Raw genomic sequence first — 17,117 nt, forward strand, 5'->3', positions numbered from 1 at the left:
TTGAGGAACGATACGTCCCATGCTGCTCGCAATTGACGCCGGCAATACCAATGTCGTGTTCGCCTTGCTCGATGGCAGCGCCATCCGGGGGCGGTGGCGCATCGCCACCGATCCGCGCCGCACCGGCGACGAATATGCCGTCTGGCTGATGCAACTCCTAGCCATTCGCGGGGTCGAGGCAAAGGCGATCGACCAGATCATCATCTCCACAGTAGTGCCGCGCGCGCTGCATAACCTGGAGATCCTGGCGCGGCACTACTTCGAGATTGAGCCGCTTATCGCCGGCGTCGGCAAGGCAGACTACGGTATCGATATCGACGTGGATGAGCCACGCTCGTTGGGCGCCGACCGCGCGGTGAATTCCATTGCCGCTCATGCCAAGCACGCGGGCGACCTCATCGTCGTCGACTTCGGCACCGCCACTACGTTTGACGTGATCGATTTCAACGGCGCCTACAAGGGCGGCATTATCGCCCCCGGCATCAACCTTTCGCTTGACGCGCTAGTAGGCAATACTGCGAAACTCCCGCGCATCGCAATCCAGGTGCCCAAGAGCGACAGCGTAGTCGGCCGCAACACGGAGGACCAGATGCTCATCGGGGTCTTCTGGGGCTATGTCGCAATGATGGAGGGCTTGATCGCCCGCATCCGTGCTGAAATCGGCCGTCCGGCCAAAGTCATCGCCACCGGCGGGCTCGCCGTGCTGTTTCACGAAGCAACCAATATCTTCGACGCCGTCGATGCGGATCTCACGATCGACGGCCTCGCCATTCTTGCGCAAAGGGCCGCATCTAAGTGATTCCAGGTAATGAACTGCTGTTCTGTGCGCTCGGCGGCTCGGGCGAGATCGGCATGAACGTCAATCTCTACGGCTGCCAGGGCAAATGGCTCATGGTCGATCTCGGCATGACCTTTTCGGGTAACGAGTATCCCGGCGTGGACCTCGTCTTTGCGGATCTCGAATTCATCGAGAACGAGCGGGAAAACCTGCTCGGCATCGTCCTGACCCACGCGCATGAGGACCACATCGGTGCGGTTCCTTATTTCGCGCAGGAGCTGGGCGTGCCGCTCTATGCCACCCCCTTCACCGCCAAGCTGGTCGCGGCCAAGCTTGAAGAAGCGGGCATCCTCGATGAAATCGAGCTGAACGTCGTCGACGATCTCGAACAGTTCCAGCTTGGTGCCTTCGGCATCCGCTATGTGCCGCTGGCGCACTCGATCGCCGAGGGCAATGCACTTGTGATTGAGACGCCGTACGGCCGCATCTTCCATACCGGCGACTGGAAGCTGGACGATGAGCCGCAGGTCGGCACTCCGGCGACGCAGGCGGAACTGACCGCCATCGGCGATGAGGGCGTGCTGGCGCTGGTCTGCGATTCCACCAATGTCTTCAATCCGGAAGCCTCGGGGTCTGAAGGCGAGGTTTATCGCGGGCTGATGGCCGAAGTGAAGCGCCACAAGGGCCGGCGCGTGGTGGTGACTACGTTCGCCTCCAACGTCGCTCGTCTGCAGACGCTGGGCGATGTCGCCAAAAAGACCGGGCGTCAGCTTTGCGTCGCCGGCCGTTCGCTTGATCGGATCATCTCCGTGGGCCAGTCCTGCGGTTATCTCAAGTCACTCCCCGAGATGATCGACGTCGAGACGGCGATGGGGCTGCCTCCCGGCGAAGTGCTGATCGTCGCCACCGGCGGGCAGGGCGAACCCCGTGCCGCTCTGGCCCGCATCGCCGACGGTAACCACCCGATCAAGCTGGCCAAGGGCGACGTGGTGCTGTTCTCCAGCCGTCAGATCCCCGGCAATGAGATCCAGATCGGCCGCATCCAGAACCGTCTTGCGGATGCAGGCATTGTCGTGGTCACCGACCGGCAGAGCCCGATTCACGTTTCCGGCCATCCGGGGCGCCCCGAACTGGAGGCGCTGTACAGCTGGCTGCGTCCGCAAATCCTGATGCCCGTTCACGGCGAAATCCGCCATATGAAGGAACAGGCGCGCCTCGGGATCGCCAGCGGCATTCCTCATGCGGTGTTCCAGAAGAACGGCGATCTTGTTCGACTGGCGCCCAAGCAGCCCGGCAAGTTCGGTGAAGTCCATGCGGGACGCCTGCTGCTCGACGGCGACATCATCTCGGCGGCCAATGGCGAGGCGATCACGATGCGCCGGCGGATTTCGCTCAACGGCGTTGTCTCGGTGGCGGCGAACCGCAAGGGCCATGTCGAAATCTCGGCTCTCGGCCTGCCGCTGGATGAGGACTACGATCAGTTCGTGGCCGAGGCCAAGCGCGATGTCGCGGACGCCCTGGGCCGCGCCAAGAAGGCGGACCGGCCAATCCGCGTCGAGGCTGCGCGCTTGGCTGCCCGCCGTGCCGCAACGCGCTGGTGCGGCAAGAAGCCGCAGGTCCAGGTCCTGCTACTCGAGGACTGACGCGAAATGGCGATGAACTGGACCTCGATGATCGCGATCTACACCCTGTTCTGGGTGCTCAGCGCATTTCTGGTCATGCCCTTCGGCCTGCGCACGCCGGACGAAGTGGAGGGCCACCAGGTCCAGCTCGGCCATGCAACCAGCGCCCCGGTGAACTTCCGGCCCAAGCTTATCGCGATGCGCGCAACGGTACTCGCGGTGGTGCTGTTCGGCGCCTATTATGCGAACTACGCCGAGCAATGGATCACGACCGACGACCTCAACTTCTTCGGCAAGCCGCCGGTGGATGATCTGGGGTACTGACCTCCAACCACGCGCCGCCGCAGCCAAATGCGAAGGGTCGATGCAAGCGACCCTTCGCCATTACGCCGGCGGCTAATACTTCAACTCCCCATCGGTGCGAGTTCCAGCATAGCCACGTTCCCGCTTCTGGTGAACCATGCGTTGTTGCGGGCAGCCTCGGCACGCATCTCAGCGCTTTTCCTTTGCAGATCCTCGGTAGAGTTCGCAAAGAGCACCCGAACGATGTACTTCTGGTTGTTCGAAAGCCCCCTTGGCAGAGGGTGGAGCGTGGAAATGCGCTTTACTGCCCGCATGGTGGCATGATCCAGATCGCGATGGCCAGATGATTTCTGAATTTCAATTCCTACCGGCGCGCCTGTTTCTTCGTTGCAGTTGAATTTTACGGCCACCACTCCGGTATGGGTGGGCATCCCGACGAGGCTCGACGGATATCGCAGGCCCTGGTCCAGATCCTTAAATACTTTTGCCGACCATGCCTCCAGGGAGGGCGAGATGACGACAATCGCATTGTCCCTCGGCGGATTATTGGCAGCAGAGGCTAAACCAGACGACAGTATACTCAATGCCGTCCCAGCCAGAATGATTTGACGTTGCATTTCAGTAACCTCCCAAAGTAGCGCCATCGGCAAACTTCGAGGAATGGCGGGTTGTGTGCGTCAAGTTCTGCAAATTGGCGGTCATGGTGCTGGTCATGCGGCTTTGCGTAGTTCGGTTTTCTTCTGCTCGCGCAGTTCGTCCATATTGAGGTAGCGGTTGGCTTCGAGCCAGTTTTCGTGGGTTTCGACGGCGAGTGCGCGGACCAGGCGCAGGCAGCTGGGGGCGTTGGGGAATATCCGCACGACATAGGTTCGCCGCCGGATTTCCTCATTGAAGCGTTCGAGCATGTTGGTGCTTTTCATGTGCTTGTGATGCCTGCGTGGCAGCCGGTAGAAGGAGAAGGTCTCCTCGATCGTCTCCTCGGCCCAGTCGGTGAGCCTGGGATATTTGGCGCTCCATCGGGCGAGCCACTGGGCGAGATCGGCGCGGGCCTCGGCGAGGTTGCGCCGGTCGTAGAGCCAGCGCAGTTCCTGCAGGCAGTCGTCGTCGGCCTTCCTTGGCAAGTGATCGAGCGCGTTCCTCAGGAAGTGCACGTAGCAGCGCTGGTATGCGGCGCCGGTCAGCACCTCGCGGATCGCCGCGCGCAGGCCGGCATGATCGTCGGCGACGACGAACTCGGTGCCATGCAGGCCCCGGTCACGCAGGCGCAGCAGGAAGTCCTTCCATGACGTGGCGCTCTCGCGATTGGCCATCTCCACGGCCAGTATCTGCCGCCTGCCGTCCCAGTCGATGCCGATCGCGATCAGCACCGCCTGGCTTCCAACCACGCCGCCTTCGCGCACTTTCTCGTAGCGGGCATCAAGGATCAGATAAGGGAACGGCTCGTCGAGGCGGCGCTGGGCAAAGGCCGCCAGGCTGCCATCGAGCTTCTTGTTGATCGCCGAGATCGTCGAGGCCGAGAAGGCATGGCCGCACAGCTCTTCGGTGATCGCCTTGACCTTGCGCGTCGAAACGCCCTGGACATACATCTCGGCCAGCGTCGCCACCAGCGCCTGCTCCGACCGCTGGTAGCGCTCGAACAGCTCGGTCGAGAAGCGCCCGGCACGGTCCTGCGGCACCCGCAGCTCCAGCTTGCCGACCCGCGTCACCAGCGTGCGCGGGTAATGCCCCGAACGGTAGCCGAGCCGCGCATCGCTGCGCTCGCTCTTGCCCGCGCCCAGCGCCTCGTCCATCTCGGCTTCCAGCATCGCCTGCATCACGCTGCGCACAATCTCGCGAAGCGCATCCGGCTCCTGCGCCAGCAACTCTTTGACAGCGGATACAGCAGGCTTAATCTCGGTCCTGGTCATGGCGGGTCTCCTCGGTGACGTTGAACATCACCAGCCTGCCATGACCGCCTCGCTCCTCAAGCGATTTTGCAGAACTTCACGCACACTACCGAATGGCGCAATTACCATGACTGTTATGGTCAATAGTTTAATAGACTCTCGTTGGTGGAGTCGTTGGCGGCCGGATTGCTGATTGGACCCATGTTCAATAAGAGTCTACATCATCAAAACAACTGTGAGTTGTTAATGAAACAAGGCAATGAAACTGCGCCGATGTTTTTTGATATCTTGCCGCGCTCTGTTCGTCTGTCGCAAAGCGGGGCTCTGGCTTCCAGCTATTCGTGCACCGCTTGCGGCGGTAACATTTGGTAAGCCACAGCAAAACGCCTGATCAGTATCTTGGATTGAAAGGCGCGGGAGCGCGAGGGCGTTCGCCCTCACATAGTCCCTTCGGCATTTCAGTTGCGCAAACGCTCAATACCCTGGGCCAAGGCAACATAGAGCTTGCCCATATCCGAGGATAGTAAGGTGACGCCCAGCGCATTGCCATCGCGGGTGGAGAGGACTTGCCTGAGGATCGCTTCAAAGTCGTGAATGTAACGGCTGACGTTGGCGCGGAATGCCTCGTCGCGTTCGAAGACCTGCTGGATCGCCTTGGCCTCGCCCGCATCCAGCAGGCTGACTGCGCGGCGGGTGAAGATGCCGCGGTCGCCGCGCAGATAGGCTGCCCAAGCGGTGTCTGCGATGTCACTGGAAAGCACCGAGGCGATGTCGATCGCGTTTGAATTGAGCGATTCGGTGATGACCGCGACGCGGCGCGAAAAGTCATTGTCGACCTGTTCCTCGGCGCGGCGGCGCGCTTCGGTGATACGGCCTTCGAGGTTGCCGACCAGTTCGTCGACCTTGGCGACTTGCTCGCGCAGCTGCCCGGTCGCTTCGCGGGTAACGCCGGCAGAATGGGCGACGGCCTGTTCCAACTGGCCGGAAATCTCGGCTACCTTGGTACGCATGGCCTTGTCGATGGCCGACGCGCTTTCAGTAGCCAAGGTCTGCGCGACGTGGGCGATGCGGTTGGTGCTGTCGCCTTCGATTGCGGCGACCGATTCGATCAGGCTGCTATCGAGTGCAGCTATGGCCTCACTGAGCACACCCCCGGCCTTGTCGGCTGCGGTCTGGGTGGCCTGGTCGATTTCGGTAACTGTGGTGCGCAGTTCAGTGAGCAGTACGGCATGGTCAGCGCCATGTGAGGCGATATCTGCCTGGGCCTGCGCGAGGCCGGTCATCAGTTTGTCCAGGTTGCGGCCCGACGCGTCGATCCCGGTTGCAACGCTTTCACCGCCTTGAGCTGAAAGATGAAGCTGCGCGATCAGGGCGGCAACGCCTTCCTGCAACCGTGCGATACGGTCTTCGGATAAGGCAAGGGCTTCGGGCAGGGCGGTGTGTGTCTGCCTGGCGCTCGACTGGATCAGCTCGAGAAGGCGCACACTGTCGCTCGTCAGCTTCTCTACGTCGCCGTCGGTGGCGGTAAGAGTGGCGCGCGCAGCGGTCAGACGCTGGGTCAGCGTGCCAAGGCTGGCTGTCAGGCGGCTTTCGGCTTCGCCTGTATGGTGGACGATGGCTTCAAGCCGGGCTTCGAACTCCGAAAGCTCACCGGTAACGGCCGAAGCGCGTTCGGCCAGTGTAGCGGCTTGGATGCGGTGGCGTTCGAGGCGCTCGGCGATAGTGCCGTCAAGTTCGCCCAGCATGTGGTCGATGCGGGCGACGGCATGGCGTTCCTGCTCGATTTGCCGGGATTGACGGTCTTCGGCCTCCATAGACAGGCGCTCAGCCCTCAGTCCGATCGATTCGTCTACCTGCCGCGCCTCTGCAGCGATTGCAGCGACACGGCCGGCCAAGGCGTCAATGGCAGTCTGCTGGGCAGCGGAAATGGCCTGGGTGGTTGCCGCCTGTTGCTGGGACAGCCCGGTCAGCGCCGCGCGAAGCGCTTCGCCGGCACGGTCTTCGGCCTCTCGCAGCGCGCGGCTGACGACATCGCTTTCGTCGCGCAGCGCGACCAAGCGCGCTCGCAGTGAGGTCAGGCTCTCCGCCTCGTGGCGGTCTAACTGATTGCCGGTCTCGTCGATTTCGTCGGCCAACGCCTTGGCACGGGTACGGATTGCGGTAAGCGCCTCCACCTCATGGCCGTCGAGCCGGGTGCGGAAGTCCTCGCTGCGCTGGGCAAGTTCCGCGAAACGGGCGGAAGCCACGACGTCGATCTGCTCGCACTGGCGGGTAAATCCGTCCAAGGTTTCACCCACCTGTTCGCGCAGCATCGCAACCTGCCGGGTACTGGCAGAGCCGAACTCGTTGAGGCGGTTGAAGCCTGAAACCATGTCTTCAAGCTGGGCATGCGCGGTACGACCGGCATTGGCGATATTGTTGGTGACGTCCTTGGCGGAGCTGGCGATGACCGGCAACTGCCCGCGCAGCTTTTCCATGTTCTCGAGCGCGGCGTTGCTGACGGTGCTGATCGAATCGACGCGCAGGCCGTTTTCGCGCACCAGTTCCTGCAATCGCTCGGCGTTGTGAGAGAGCCGCTCGGCGGCGATGCGACCTAGCGATTCAAGGTCTCGCGATTGTGATGCGATGAATTCGCGCGCAAGGCTGAGTTCGCGATTGACCGTGGTCAGGCGTCGTTCGAGCAGCGCGGATTCGCTCGACAGCGTCCTGGCAATCTCGCCGAAGCGGCGGCCTTCTCGGCTGCTGTGGCGCATGACCAGAAGCCAGACGAGGCCGACCAGCAGGACCGGCGCGCACCATTGGGTTACGAGCGCTGGAACCTGGGCGAGTGGCAATCCGGCGCTGAATGCAGGTAGCAGCGCGGCGAAAAACAGCACGGTCCAGGCAATAACCACCGCGCCTGCCACAGCGGGCATGAGGGGTACGCGCGGTGCGGTAGGGGGCGGAACATCGCCATCTTCCTCGGCCGCGACCCAGGCGTCATCCCAGTTTTCCTGGGGTAGCGCGCCGGATGCGGTGTCGACAGGCCTGTCGGTATCGGCTTGCGAATTCTCGCCTCCGGAATTCTTGCCGCTGCCTGCACCTAGTGCGACGATCCTGTTTTCCCCAACCATCGGCGCAGGATATCACGTGGCGAGCGGCAATAAACCCCACCTTAAGACCTTGCCCACTATTCTGGGGAAATGGCGTATGAAGCAGGTGCCCTCGAAGCGACTCTGGCCGCTGCAGCAGGCGGCGATCCCGTGCTTATGGCGGAACTTCGCGGCGCTTTCGTCGAAAGCGTGATGCGGCAGGTTGATCTGCTTGAACGCTCGCGCTGTGACGGCAACTGGGTAGTCGCGGCGATGCGCCTGAAGGGGCTCGCGGCGAGCTTCCATTCGTCTCGCCTTCTGGCGCTGGCCGACAACGCGCTAGACGCTGCCCCCGGTGAGCCGACCGTTATCCGCCGGCTGAAGGCTTATCTCTCAGAGTTTTCCGTCGGCTGATTGTCCGGTTCCGCTTGGCACCCGCCTCCCGCTTGCCTACATCGGGATGTGGGTGCTGGAGTTCTTACTTGCGAATAGCATTGCTTGCCATGACGGAGCCTGCCGGAGCAGGGCAGCCGTACCCGCGCGCGTTCCTGCGTGTTGCGGGGGCGAGCGTTGCGCAGCACCAACTGGGCATGGCGCTGGCGCTCGAATGCCAGCGCGTGATCTGTATGGCGCGTGGGACCTCACCCGAATTGATCGCGCTTCAGCATGATGCCGAGCATGCCGGCCTGCAGTTCACGATCGCTACCGGACCGGGGCAGCTTGCCGGGCTGGTGACGGCTAGCGACGAACTCATCGTGATTTCAGAAGGACTTTTCGCCGATTCCGCGCAGGCAGTTGCTTTGCTGGATGGCCGTGCGCCGGTCGTGCTGGTGCAGCCGGTCGAGGGCGCGCTCGTCGCCGGCTTCGAGAGGATCGATATCAACCGCGCCAGCGCCGGGCTGATGCGGCTGCCGGGCCAGATGCTTGAGCGGCTGCACGAATTGCCGGCCGATTGTGATGTGATATCGGCTCTCACTCGTATCGCGCTGCAAACCGGGGTCGCCATGCGCGAGGTTTCGGCCTCGGCGCGCGCGGGTTCGGGCTGGCGCATGATTCGCAGCGAGGCTGAAGCCTATGCGCTGGAGGACGAATGGTTGCGTTCCCGCTTTGGCGAAGGAAGCTGCAGTTCTCCGGGCCGGGCGGCGGCGCGCTTTGGTGTGCTCAGTTTCGGCACGTCGCTGCTTCATGCGGGCAACGCCAGTAATGCGGTTTCCGCGGCGGTTCTCGTCTGTGTTGCCATCGCGGCAGGACTGGGATGGTTCGGCCTGATTTGGGGCGGGTTCGTCTTCGCCGCGATCGGTTGGCTGCTGGTTGAAGCGAGCCGGCTGCTGCGTGCTGCCGAAAGGCACGCCTTGGGGCAGCCTTCCCCTGCGATTCCGCGCGCGGATGCGATGGTTTGGCTGGTTGACGCCATTTTTGCGGCGCTGATCCTGCTCGCCACACCCCGTTTTCCGGGAGAACCCGCGATCGCCTGGCTATGCGTGCCGGCAATCCTGATGCTGCTGCTGGTACTGTCGCCGCGTATTACCGGCGGCCCGTTCACCGGATGGATCGCAGACCGGGCCTTGTTCGGTCTGATTCTGGCCGTGGCTTCGGGTTTTGGACAAGTGCTGCTGGCCGTGCGGCTGCTTTGTGTAGGCTTGGTGCTTGCGGCGTTGCTGCTGCCGCCCCGGCGGCACGGCTAACTTCGATTTAACCAAATGCCGGTTATACGGGTCAGATGATCGATCAGGCCGCTCCTCCGGCAACCAGCGAAAGCGTAGAGGCCGCACTGCGAGCCGAACTGGCGCGGGCCGACGCCATGGCCGGAACGGCAGCCCCGATCCTGCGGCACCTTGTCGCTGCGCGCGACATTCCTGTCTTCAGTGAAGAGATGCTGGCGCGAATCCGCGCCATGCTGGCCAGTCTCGCGGGGGAACTGCTCGACGCACTAATCGGAGCTGATGGCCGCCGTGCGCATTCACCTGCCGAGGTCGAAGTGCTGGGCGGCGCGCTACTCGATAATCCGGCGCTGCTTGCGCACCTGCATGGATTAGCGCAGGAATGGCAGCTTACCGAACGCCTGCAGGCACGTCTCGCGCTTGATCCGGTGGCATCGCCGATGCTGCGAAGCTTGATCCACGGACCTGACGGGGCGCCCAAGGAACTGGCCATGGCCTTCCTCGCCGCCCAGGCCCGCTGGTGCCAGGCACAGCGGCGGATGGAGTTGCCGCTGGGCGAACTGCCCGCCGACCTGCTGAATGTTGCACTTTACACCCTGCGCACGCTGGCGGGCATCGAACCGGCGCTGGCCGAGCGCGCGGGCGTCGTCGAGGGCAAGGTTCGCCAGACGTATGACGAAAACGCGACCCGTATCGGCCTCGCCGAAAGGCTTGTAAAAAGCCTTGGCGACGGCGTTCATGCGGCGCTGAGGGTCGATAATGCCGGCGCGGCGCTGTTCCTGACCGCGCTCGCGCTGGGCTCGCGGCAGCAGCGTGACGCTGCCGTGCATTCCACCCACGACACCCAGATGGCGCGACTTGCGCTTGGCCTTCGCGCCTCTGGCCTGGGAGCGGTCGCGGTGGAGGAGCAGTTCCTTGCGCTCCACCCCGAAGTGACCTTGCCTGCCGGCTTCGAGCGGCTAGACGCGGAGCGAGCGGCAATGCTCCTTTCGTCGCCTGTGGGATACCGCTCTTGATGTTCGATGACGGCACCATCCTGGCCCTGGCTACAAGCGATGCTGAGGACCGGTTGCTGAGTGCGGACGAGCCACTATCCGGCCTGCAGGTGCGCTGCGGCGGAGAGTTGCCCGGCATGATCGCAGTGCCCGAATTGCTCGAACTGGTGCGCAAGGCCCGTCTGTCGCGCTTCCGCCTTGCCCGGGCGATCAATGCGCAGGATGGTAGCGATGCGATCAGCGCATGGGTCGAATGCGAACCTGCGCAGGACAGTCAGGGCTGCACGATCCGCGTGCGCACCTGGCAGACGGCGCAGATCCTACCCGAGGACGGCGAGATTGCCCAGCAGCGCCGGGCTGTGACGGACCGTCATATCGCCGAACTGTCCGCCTACCTCGACGCAGGCCAGCGTCTCCTCGCGGTGACGGCCGATTCCAGGGAACTGGGCGAAGTTGCAGCAGCCATGGCAAGCGGCACCGGACAGGTCTGGACCGATTTCCTCGCACCGGAGAACGTCACCCACCAGCAGCCGCTCCACTGGCGCCTGCTTGACGGCACGCGCGTGATCGTGCCGGGCTCGCAGCGTTCCTGGCGTGTTTCACTGATCCCGCACATGACCCCCGGCTTCGAGCCCGCTGGCTTCGAACTGCTGCTGCTGTCCGATGAGCCCGCGCCAGAGCCGCCCATCGCAGTGGAGCCGAGCCCGAAAGCGCCACGCCGCAGTCTCGTCGGGCAGGATCTGGCGCCTGTGCTCAAGCAGCCGATTTCGCGTATCATAGCAAATGCCGAAACGATCCGCACGCGCCTCGCCGGTCCTTTGCCCGATGCCTATGCAGAATATGCGGGCGAAATCGCCAGTGCGGGCACACTTCTGCTGGGTCTGCTGGAAGACATGGCCGATCTCGAAGTGGTCGAATCGGACAGTTTCACGACCAGCCCCGATCCTATCGACTTGTCCGAAGTGGCGCGTCAGGCCGCCGGCATCCTGGGCGTACGGGCGCGTGAGAAGAATATATTCCTCGACGTTCCACCGCCGGAATGGACACTGCCCGCCCGAGCGGAGTTTCGCCGCGTCTTGCAGGTGCTGCTGAACCTGATCGGCAATGCCATCCGCTATTCCCCCGAAAATTCGCGCATAGTGATCCAGCTGGAGCATGCGGGCGAATGCGCTCGCATCGCCGTAGCCGACCAGGGTCCGGGCCTGAGCGACGAGGATCAGCCGCGTGTTTTCGACAAGTTCGAGCGACTTGGTCGCAGCGGCGACGGCGGGTCTGGCCTTGGGCTTTACATCTCGCGAAGCTTGGCAAGGGCGATGGGCGGCGATCTGACCGTGCAAAGCATGCCCGGATACGGCGCTCGCTTCATCCTTGAAGTTCCGGCCGACCCGGACGCCTGATTACGCCCTGAAATAGGCATGTAGCCCGTCTCAGCGATCCCCTAGCACCCGCGCCGCGCCAGCCAGACTACGATTCCGCCGACTACTGCCAGCACTGCGCCGCGCACGGCCCAGGCTTTGTCCGCCATCATGAAACTATCGGCTGGCCACCGTACCACCCCGGTTCCTTGTCCGACAAAGAGCAGCCCTGCCGCGATGGCGAGCAGGCCCAAGATCATCGCCATGATTCGAATGAACAGCATTGTCGTCGCGCCCCGTACTTTGCCCAAGGGTGATCTCAGGATGCGGCCGGATTGTGGCGCAGATCGCCTCTGAGCGCCAGCCGCAACAAAAAAGGCCCCCGCTTTCGCGAGGGCCTCCTTCGGATACCGCGACTGCTTGCGGATTTCGTTAACGCTGGCCGATGGCCAGGTAGTCGCGCTGCGTCGGACCCGTGTAGAGCTGACGCGGACGACCAATCTTCTGGCCTGGATCCGAGATCATTTCGTTCCACTGCGCGACCCAGCCCACGGTGCGGGCCAGAGCAAAGAGAACGGTGAACATCGTGGTCGGGAAGCCGATTGCCGACAGGATGATGCCTGAATAGAAGTCGACGTTCGGGAACAGCTTTTTCTCGACGAAATACGGGTCGCTCAGTGCCAGTTCTTCAAGGCGCAGCGCGGTTTCGAAGAGCGGATCGGTAACCTTGAGCGCGTCGAACACCTCGCGCAGAGTCGACTGCATGACCGTCGCGCGTGGATCGTAGTTCTTGTAGACGCGGTGACCGAAGCCCATCAGACGGAACGGATCGTTCTTGTCCTTGGCGCGCTCGATGTAGTGGGGGATGCGATCGGGAGTGCCGATTTCCTTGAGCATGTTGAGCGCGGCTTCATTGGCGCCGCCATGCGCGGGGCCCCACAGGCAGGCGATGCCGGCGGCGATGCACGCGAACGGGTTCGCGCCCGACGAACCGGCAAGGCGCACGGTTGAGGTCGACGCGTTCTGCTCGTGGTCGGCGTGAAGAATGAAGATGCGGTCCATCGCCTTTTCGATGGCGGGGATCACTTCATACTCTTCCGCAGGCACACCGAAGGTCATGCGCAGGAAGTTGCCGGTGTAGCTCAGCGAGTTGTCCGGATAGACGAACGGCTGGCCGACCGAATACTTGTAGGCCATCGCGGCGATCGTCGGCATCTTCGCGATAAGGCGATGCGAGCTGATCTTGCGATGCTCGGGGTCCGCGATATCGGTCGAATCGTGATAGAACGCCGAAAGCGCGCCTACGACGCCGCACATGATCGCCATCGGGTGCGCATCACGGCGGAAACCGCGATAGAACGTCGCCAGCTGCTCGTGCAGCATGGTGTGGCGCGTGATGGTGTTTTCGAATGTGGTGAGTTCGCTTGCGCTCGGCAGTTCGCCGTTGAGCAGAAGGTAGCTCGTTTCCATGAACGAGGAGTGCTCGGCCAGCTGACCGATCGGGTAGCCGCGGTGCAGCAGCACGCCTTCGTCCCCGTCGATGTAGGTCAGCGCCGACTCGCAGCTTGCGGTCGAAGTGAAGCCTGGATCGAACGTGAACTTGCCGGTCTGGGCATAGAGCTTGCGGATGTCGACGACATCCGGGCCAACGCTGCCCTTAAGGATCGGATATTCGAAGTCCGCGCCACCAGCGCTCAGTTTAGCCTGATCACCCACCAGTTATATCTCCTTATGAGGTTACTCGACTGGAACGTCCGCCTGCGCACCGATGCGTGCGAGGCTCTCTTCCCGTCCGAGTAATACCAGTACGTCGAAAATCCCCGGCGAGGTCGTCTGACCTGTCAGGGCCGCCCGCAAGGGTTGTGCGAGCTTGCCGAGTCCCAGTCCCAGTTCTTCGGCCATTGCCTTCAGGTTTGCTTCCAGTTCCTCCAATGTCCAGTCGGTGAGACCGGACAGGCGCTCGCATATCACGCCAAGGCGGCCACGCGCCTCGTCGGACAGGAGGCCAAGCGCCTTTTCGCTCATCGCGAGCGGACGCTTGGCAAACAGGAAGGCGGAGCCCTCTGCAAGTTCGTTGAGGTCCTTTGCTCGGACCTTGAGAACGGGCATGGCGCGCGCAAGCAGATCGAGGTTCGCGTCGGCGATCCCTTCGAGGCGCGGCAGTACCAGGCCGGCAAGGCGATCGTCGTCGGCCTCGCGCAGGTAATGCCCGTTGAGATTTTGAACCTTTGCGAGATCGAAGCGCGAAGGCGCCTTGCCCACGCCGACCATGTCGAACCATTCGACGGCCTGATCGCGGGTGATGATCTCATCGTCGCCATGACCCCAGCCAAGGCGGAGCAGATAGTTGAACAGCGCTTCGGGCAGGATGCCAAGGTCATCACGATAAGAATCGACGCCGAGGGCGCCGTGGCGTTTGGACAGCTTGGCCCCGTCGGCGCCGTGGATCAGCGGCACATGGCCATAGACCGGCACGTCCCAATTCATCGCGTGAATGACGAGAAGCTGGCGGAATGCATTGTTGAGGTGGTCGTCGCCTCGCAGAACGTGGGTTACGCCCATGTCGTTGTCGTCGACTACCACGGCCAGCATGTAAGTCGGCGTGCCGTCACTGCGCAGAATGATGTAATCGTCGATCTCGACGTTCTGGACCGTAACGGTGCCCTGAACGAGGTCCTCGATCGTCGTCTCACCGTCACGCGGTGCCTTCATGCGCACCACGTAGGACTTGTCGGCCGGCCAGGTTGAAGGCGCGGCGTCGCGCCATTCGCTGTTAAGGCGGAACGGCCGGCGTTCTTCCTGTGCCTTCTGGCGACGCTCGGCGAGTTCTTCAGACGTCAGATAGCACCGATAGGCATGGCCACTATCCAGCATTTGCGCGGCAACCTGCGCGTGGCGGTCAGAGCGCGCGAACTGGAATACGGGGGCTTCGTCGCCTTCAAGGCCAAGCCAGGTCAGACCGTCGAAAATAGCCTCGATCGCCGGTTCAGTCGAACGGGCCCGATCGGTATCTTCGATGCGCAGCAGGTATTTGCCGCCATGATGGCGCGCGAAAAGCCAGTTGAATAGCGCCGTACGGGCACCGCCGATATGCAGGAAACCCGTGGGCGAGGGGGCAAAGCGCGTGACAACGGCTTTCGAGCCCGCCGCTCCGCTCGTTGCACTGCCGCTTGCCATCAATACCACCTTACTATCCTAATGCAGCCATGGGGACCCAAGCCGCACCTCTCGAAAATCTGCCTCCGGCCCCCCGGGGAGCCGCTGCATTGCAGCATGGGCCATGGAACAGCGAGAGCCACTTGTCGAGGGGTTTGGCGGCTCTCGAACGATTTCTTTCAGAGGCCGGATTCGATCGTGGCCCGTGGCTCACCGTAGCCTTCGGAACCGGCATAATTGCGTGGTTTGGACTGCCGTCCGCAGGCTGGTGGCTGGGCTTTTGCGGACTGCTCTGCGCACTTGCAGTTGCAAGTTTTGCACTAGCGGCGAGGTGTCGAGCCTATCCGCATGTTCGGAGGGCGATTCTGGTGCTGCCGCTGCTCATGGTAGCCGGGTGTCTGGCGGTATGGGCGCGGTCGGAAATCGTCGGCGAATTACCGTTGGAGCGGCCGATCGCGGGCACGTTCACGGCCAAGGTGCTGGATATCCAGCCTCAGCCCGCGCTTGAGCGCGACCGTTTGATCCTGGCGATGCGTGAGCCGGGCAGCGGACGGGCGATCAAGGTCCGGGTTAATGTTCCGGGTTCGGGTATCGCTTCCCGCGTAAATGCCGGCGATGTCTTGCGGTTCAGAGGGCGTCTGATGCCGCCGGCTCCACCGATGTTGCCAGGCGCTTACAACTTTGCGCGGACCGCCTGGTTCTCGGGCTTGGCCGGAAGCGGCACGGTGACGGGCGAAGTGGAGGTGGTTCAGCGGGGATCGCCGGGCGGTGGGTGGTTATCAGGTTTGCGCCGCAAATTGTCCGCTCACATCCGCACGCGAATCGGAAAGGACGGTGCCGGTATCGCCGGGGCATTGGTGACCGGTGATAGGGGCGGAATCGCCGAGACCGACGATCAAGCCATGCGCGACTCCGGTTTGGCGCATTTGCTGTCGGTAAGCGGCCTCCACGTCAGCGCGGTGGTTGGCGCTGTCTATGTCTTGTTCGTGAGAGGGCTTGCTCTGTTTCCTTGGCTGGCGCTTCGGGTGCGGCTGCCGATCGCGGCTGCGGGCGCTGGCGCGCTGGCTGGGGTCGCTTACACTCTGATTTCGGGGTCGGAAGTGCCGACTGTTCGTTCCTGTATCGGCGCGCTTCTGATCCTGGGTGCGCTTGTACTGGGGCGGGAGGGCCTGTCGCTGAGGATGCTGGCCGTCACGGCATTCTGCGTCTTGTTGCTCTGGCCAGAAGCCGTGACCGGACCCAGCTTCCAGATGAGTTTTGGCGCGGTTCTGGCGCTGGTCGCATTAAGCACAGCCGAACCGATACGGCGGTTCGTCGCGCCGCGGGACGAGTCGCTTGCGATGCGGATGCTGCGTCATGTCGCGATGCTGCTGTTAACCGGCTTTGTGATCGACCTCGTCCTCATGCCGATCGGACTTTTTCATTTCCACCGTGCAGGACTTTACGGGGCGCTGGCCAATGTGTTCGCGATTCCGCTGACGACCTTTATCATCATGCCACTGCTGGCCGGGGCTCTCTTACTTGACATAATAGGCGCCGGTTGGCCGCTTTGGTGGCTCGCAGACGTGGCGATCGACTGGCTGATGGGAATTGCCCACTGGTTCGCGTCCCGCCCAGGCTCGGTCACGATCCTCCCATCGGGCGGGACGGGTGCGTTTCTTGTGTTCGTCGCGGGAGGCATTTGGCTCGGGCTTTGGAATGGGCGGATACGCTGGCTGGGCCTTCCATTCGCCATAATGGGCGCAGGACTTCTGGCCACGGCGATGCCACCGGACATCCTCGTCTCAAGCGACGGCCGCCATGTCGGGCTGGTAGAGTCCGGAGGCGCGCGTCTCTTTGTCCTTAGACAAGGCGGAAAAGGCTATGCGCGTGAGAATCTGATGGAACTGGCCGGCATGGAGGGCGAGCCGGTGGCACTCGACCGTTGGCCGGGCGCGCGCTGCAACCGCGATTTTTGTGCCTTCGTGATAAAGCGAGAAGACGCAAAGTGGCGCCTGCTCATCTCCAGAGGCCGCGATGCCGTGCCCGAACGAGCTTTGGCTGCAGCCTGCGACCGCAGCGACATCATCATTGCCGATCGCTGGCTTCCAAGCAGTTGCCGTCCCCGCTGGTTCAAGGCCGATCGCGATATGTTGCAGCGTACCGGAGGACTCGCGGTGCACCTTTCGTCACAGCAGGTCGATACGGTTGCCGATAGCCAAGGCGCACACGGTTGGTGGCGGCCTGTAACGCCGACGGCAGCAAGATTTTCCCCCGAGCCTCGATAACGGATTATCGAGGCGTTCACCTG

Annotated in this window: 14 protein-coding genes; 8 read left to right on the top strand and 6 right to left on the bottom strand. The window is 62.8% G+C overall.

The genetic code is table 11. The features are described from left to right. Window positions 1–19 precede the first annotated feature (19 nt). From V474_RS03070 to V474_RS03080, 3 genes are read left to right on the top strand one after another with little or no spacing between them, the layout of a single operon-like run. Window positions 20–799: a type III pantothenate kinase gene (locus tag V474_RS03070; RefSeq protein WP_059150055.1), complete on the top strand. Its 780-nt coding sequence runs from the start codon at window positions 20–22 to the stop codon at window positions 797–799. Next, on the top strand, window positions 796–2,421 hold the full coding sequence (locus V474_RS03075; RefSeq protein ID WP_059150056.1) for a ribonuclease J: 1,626 nt from the start codon (window positions 796–798) through the stop codon (window positions 2,419–2,421). Before V474_RS03070 ends, V474_RS03075 begins: the two co-directional genes overlap by 4 nt. Window positions 2,422–2,433: 12 nt before the next feature. After that, window positions 2,434–2,724, top strand: a complete 291-nt coding sequence (locus V474_RS03080) for a DUF1467 family protein (RefSeq protein WP_059150057.1) — start codon at window positions 2,434–2,436, stop codon at window positions 2,722–2,724. Between the two features lie 80 nt (window positions 2,725–2,804). Here V474_RS03080 and V474_RS03085 read toward each other — a convergent pair whose 3' ends face one another. From V474_RS03085 to V474_RS03095, 3 genes are all read right to left on the bottom strand, one after another. Beyond that, window positions 2,805–3,320 carry an energy transducer TonB family protein gene (locus tag V474_RS03085; RefSeq protein ID WP_169795000.1) on the bottom strand — a complete coding sequence of 172 codons (516 nt, stop codon included), beginning with the start codon at window positions 3,318–3,320 and terminating at the stop codon, window positions 2,805–2,807. A 93-nt stretch (window positions 3,321–3,413) separates the two neighbouring features. After that, window positions 3,414–4,610 carry an IS256 family transposase gene (locus V474_RS03090; protein ID WP_007684572.1) on the bottom strand — a complete coding sequence of 399 codons (1,197 nt, stop codon included), beginning with the start codon at window positions 4,608–4,610 and terminating at the stop codon, window positions 3,414–3,416. A 437-nt stretch (window positions 4,611–5,047) separates the two neighbouring features. Next, window positions 5,048–7,702 (bottom strand): hypothetical protein, encoded by a 2,655-nt coding sequence (locus tag V474_RS03095; protein ID WP_059150059.1) that lies wholly within the window; start codon window positions 7,700–7,702, stop codon window positions 5,048–5,050. A 69-nt stretch (window positions 7,703–7,771) separates the two neighbouring features. On the opposite strand from V474_RS03095, the gene V474_RS03100 reads away from it, so the two are divergent. From V474_RS03100 to V474_RS03115, 4 genes are all read left to right on the top strand, one after another. Beyond that, window positions 7,772–8,074, top strand: coding sequence for a hypothetical protein (locus tag V474_RS03100; protein ID WP_059150060.1), 303 nt, complete (start codon window positions 7,772–7,774; stop codon window positions 8,072–8,074). A 176-nt stretch (window positions 8,075–8,250) separates the two neighbouring features. Next, window positions 8,251–9,345: a hypothetical protein gene (locus tag V474_RS03105; protein ID WP_236710573.1), complete on the top strand. Its 1,095-nt coding sequence runs from the start codon at window positions 8,251–8,253 to the stop codon at window positions 9,343–9,345. 35 nt (window positions 9,346–9,380) lie between these two features. After that, window positions 9,381–10,337, top strand: coding sequence for a hypothetical protein (locus tag V474_RS03110; RefSeq protein ID WP_059150062.1), 957 nt, complete (start codon window positions 9,381–9,383; stop codon window positions 10,335–10,337). Further along, window positions 10,337–11,713, top strand: coding sequence for a sensor histidine kinase (locus V474_RS03115; RefSeq protein ID WP_059150063.1), 1,377 nt, complete (start codon window positions 10,337–10,339; stop codon window positions 11,711–11,713). Before V474_RS03110 ends, V474_RS03115 begins: the two co-directional genes overlap by 1 nt. A 41-nt stretch (window positions 11,714–11,754) precedes the next feature. On the opposite strand, the gene V474_RS03120 is transcribed toward V474_RS03115, so the two are convergent. The 3 genes from V474_RS03120 to gltX form a co-directional block, all read right to left on the bottom strand. Then, window positions 11,755–11,955: a hypothetical protein gene (locus V474_RS03120; RefSeq protein ID WP_059150064.1), complete on the bottom strand. Its 201-nt coding sequence runs from the start codon at window positions 11,953–11,955 to the stop codon at window positions 11,755–11,757. 148 nt (window positions 11,956–12,103) lie between these two features. Further along, window positions 12,104–13,387, bottom strand: coding sequence for a citrate synthase (locus V474_RS03125; RefSeq protein WP_059150065.1), 1,284 nt, complete (start codon window positions 13,385–13,387; stop codon window positions 12,104–12,106). A 21-nt stretch (window positions 13,388–13,408) separates the two neighbouring features. After that, window positions 13,409–14,848, bottom strand: a complete 1,440-nt coding sequence (gene gltX / locus V474_RS03130; protein WP_059150066.1) for a glutamate--tRNA ligase — start codon at window positions 14,846–14,848, stop codon at window positions 13,409–13,411. Between the two features lie 29 nt (window positions 14,849–14,877). On the opposite strand from gltX, the gene V474_RS03135 reads away from it, so the two are divergent. After that, the gene (locus tag V474_RS03135) at window positions 14,878–17,094 is read left to right on the top strand and encodes a ComEC/Rec2 family competence protein (RefSeq protein WP_059150067.1); all 2,217 of its coding nucleotides are present in this window, start codon (window positions 14,878–14,880) and stop codon (window positions 17,092–17,094) included. Window positions 17,095–17,117 lie beyond the last annotated feature (23 nt).

Source organism: Novosphingobium barchaimii LL02, from assembly GCF_001046635.1.
Lineage (GTDB): Bacteria > Pseudomonadota > Alphaproteobacteria > Sphingomonadales > Sphingomonadaceae > Novosphingobium > Novosphingobium barchaimii.

What these genes read in the sequence shown, in the direction of transcription:
- gltX (WP_059150066.1), bottom strand. Translation starts at nt 14,848, where the DNA reads ATGGCAAGCGGCAGTGCAACGAGCGGAGCGGCGGGCTCGAAAGCCGTT.
- V474_RS03070 (WP_059150055.1), top strand. Translation starts at nt 20, where the DNA reads ATGCTGCTCGCAATTGACGCCGGCAATACCAATGTCGTGTTCGCCTTG.
- V474_RS03085 (WP_169795000.1), bottom strand. Translation starts at nt 3,320, where the DNA reads ATGCAACGTCAAATCATTCTGGCTGGGACGGCATTGAGTATACTGTCG.
- V474_RS03110 (WP_059150062.1), top strand. Translation starts at nt 9,381, where the DNA reads ATGATCGATCAGGCCGCTCCTCCGGCAACCAGCGAAAGCGTAGAGGCC.
- V474_RS03095 (WP_059150059.1), bottom strand. Translation starts at nt 7,702, where the DNA reads ATGGTTGGGGAAAACAGGATCGTCGCACTAGGTGCAGGCAGCGGCAAG.
- V474_RS03105 (WP_236710573.1), top strand. Translation starts at nt 8,251, where the DNA reads ATGGCGCTGGCGCTCGAATGCCAGCGCGTGATCTGTATGGCGCGTGGG.
- V474_RS03100 (WP_059150060.1), top strand. Translation starts at nt 7,772, where the DNA reads ATGGCGTATGAAGCAGGTGCCCTCGAAGCGACTCTGGCCGCTGCAGCA.
- V474_RS03080 (WP_059150057.1), top strand. Translation starts at nt 2,434, where the DNA reads ATGAACTGGACCTCGATGATCGCGATCTACACCCTGTTCTGGGTGCTC.
- V474_RS03115 (WP_059150063.1), top strand. Translation starts at nt 10,337, where the DNA reads ATGTTCGATGACGGCACCATCCTGGCCCTGGCTACAAGCGATGCTGAG.
- V474_RS03090 (WP_007684572.1), bottom strand. Translation starts at nt 4,610, where the DNA reads ATGACCAGGACCGAGATTAAGCCTGCTGTATCCGCTGTCAAAGAGTTG.
- V474_RS03120 (WP_059150064.1), bottom strand. Translation starts at nt 11,955, where the DNA reads ATGCTGTTCATTCGAATCATGGCGATGATCTTGGGCCTGCTCGCCATC.
- V474_RS03135 (WP_059150067.1), top strand. Translation starts at nt 14,878, where the DNA reads ATGGGGACCCAAGCCGCACCTCTCGAAAATCTGCCTCCGGCCCCCCGG.